This is a genomic window from Hydrogenophaga sp. (assembly GCF_051007235.1).
Taxonomy (GTDB): domain Bacteria; phylum Pseudomonadota; class Gammaproteobacteria; order Burkholderiales; family Burkholderiaceae_C; genus Hydrogenophaga.
In genome coordinates this window covers 1-1941 of the sequence record NZ_JBPCSJ010000249.1, presented here as the reverse complement: position 1 = coordinate 1941, position 1941 = coordinate 1, and the positions used below count along the sequence as shown (strand labels likewise).

The following is a 1941-nucleotide window of genomic DNA, read 5'->3' as shown; positions in this document are numbered from 1 at the left end:
TGCGCATCGGGATCGTTTCCATCAGCGTCCGCGCCAGAAGCGGCGTGTACGAACACAAGGGCCTGCCAGCGCTCAAGGAATGGCTGTGCCGGGCCTTGAAGAACCCCATCACGTTTGAGGAAAGGCTGATCCCGGACGAGCAGGCCACGATCAGCGACACCCTGATCCAGCTGGTGGACGCCGGTTGTGCCCTGGTGCTGACCACCGGCGGCTCCGGCCCCGCCTAACGCGACGTGAGGCCCGAGGCCACGCTGGCGGTGGCGCACAAGGAAATGCCCGGCTTTGGCGAACAGATGCGCCAGATCAGCCTGGCCTTCGTGCCCACGGCCATCCTCTCGCGCCAGGTCGCGGTGATCCGCGACAACAGCTTGATCATCAACCTGCCGGGCCAGCCCAAGGCGATCGCCGAGACGCTGGAAGGTGAGAAGAACGCCGATGGATCGGTCCGCGTCAACGGCATCTTCGCTGCCGTGCCCTACTGCATCGACCTGATCGGAGGCCCCTACCTCGAAACGAACGACGAGGTGATCAAAGGCTGGCGGCCCAAGACCGCCGTCCGCCCCGCCCGCTGACCGACACACCCAGACACCATGAACATCACCAAAGACACCGTCGTCACCCTCACCTTCCGCGCCAGCGACGCGCAGGGCAAGCTGCTGGAAGACGGCAAGACGCCGCGCAGCTACCTGCACGGCGGCTATGGCAACACGCTGCCCGGCATCGAGCAGGCGCTGGAAGGCCAGACCGCCGGCTTCCAGACCACCGTCAAGCTGGCACCAGCCGACGCGTTTGGCGAGCGCGACGAAACGCTGGTCACCACCATTCCCAAGAGCGAATTCCCGCCCGGCGTGAAGGTGGGCGGCCAGCTCGAAGGTCAAGACGACCAGGGTCGGCAAGCGGTGTTCACCGTCATGAAGATCAAGGGTGACACGGTGCACCTGGATGGCAACCACCCGCTGGCCGGCCAGACCCTGACGTTCCAGTTGAAGGTGCTGGACGTCAAAGCCGCATCAGCCGAAGAGATCGCCCACGGCCACGCCCACGGCGCCCACGGCCATCACCATTGAGGCCCCCGCGCCGCGTCTGCGGCGCAGGGGCGGGGTTACTTGCCCACCAGCTGGGTCAGCTTGTCCGCTTCGAAGTGCTCTTCCTTGGCCGCGTCGGGAGGCACGCAGTCCCCGCCCCGCTGTTCACAGGCCAGCTTCTCGATGGCTGCCCACAACAGGGCGATCTGGTGCTCCTGGCTACCGGTCTTGTCGATCAGGCCGCGCATGGCCTGTGACAGCGGATCGTCTTCCTGCGTGATGCCGTAGGCCTGGAACTTCGGGCTGGCCTGGGTCACGTCGGCGCTTTCACCGGTCTTGCTCGGAATGATGCGGGCCGGGATGCCCACCGCCGTGGCGCCCGCGGGCACCGGCTTGATCACCACCGCGTTGCTGCCGATCTTGGCGCCGTCGCCCACCTCGAAGCCTCCCAGCACCTTGGCGCCGGCGCTGACCACCACGTTCTTGCCCAGCGTGGGGTGTCGTTTGGCACCCTTGTACAGCGAGGTGCCGCCAAGCGTAACGCCCTGGTAGATGGTGCAGCCGTCGCCGATCTCGGCCGTCTCGCCCACCACCACGCCCATGGCATGGTCGAAAAACACCCGTTCGCCCAGCTTGGCGCCCGGGTGGATCTCGATACCGGTGAGAAAGCGCGCGATGTGGGAGATGAAACGCCCGAGCCATTTGAAGCCGTGCGTCCAGCACCAGTATGCCGGCCGGTGCAGCCAGACCGCGTGCAGGCCCGGGTAACAGGTGACCACCTCCCAGGTGCTGCGCGCGGCAGGGTCGCGCTCGAGGATGCACTGGATGTCGGAGCGGAGGCGGGAGAACATGGGGAACCTGGTCTTGTTGTCGGGGAGCCAGTCTAGCGCCTGGCCTTGTCCGCGGTCTGCAGCAT

Annotated in this window: 2 protein-coding genes and 1 pseudogene; 2 read left to right on the top strand and 1 reads right to left on the bottom strand. The window is 66.4% G+C overall.

The features are described 5' to 3' along the window. Together mog and ACR2JA_RS09025 are read left to right on the top strand one after the other, a co-directional pair. A pseudogene (mog, locus tag ACR2JA_RS09030) lies at nt 1-572 on the top strand (molybdopterin adenylyltransferase); the annotation flags it as partial. Between the two features lie 18 nt (nt 573-590). Continuing rightward, a complete protein-coding gene (locus tag ACR2JA_RS09025) occupies nt 591-1067 on the top strand; it encodes an FKBP-type peptidyl-prolyl cis-trans isomerase (RefSeq protein ID WP_434008760.1) in 477 nt (158 codons plus the stop codon). A gap of 35 nt (nt 1068-1102) precedes the next feature. On the opposite strand, the gene cysE is transcribed toward ACR2JA_RS09025, so the two are convergent. Beyond that, entirely contained in the window at nt 1103-1876 is a 774-nt protein-coding gene (gene cysE, locus ACR2JA_RS09020; protein ID WP_434008759.1) for a serine O-acetyltransferase, read from the bottom strand. Nucleotides 1877-1941: the final 65 nt, after the last annotated feature.

Bases quoted from the DNA above. Each gene is read 5' to 3' on its own strand.
- cysE (WP_434008759.1), bottom strand. From the start codon at position 1,876: ATGTTCTCCCGCCTCCGCTCCGACATCCAGTGCATCCTCGAGCGCGAC.
- ACR2JA_RS09025 (WP_434008760.1), top strand. From the start codon at position 591: ATGAACATCACCAAAGACACCGTCGTCACCCTCACCTTCCGCGCCAGC.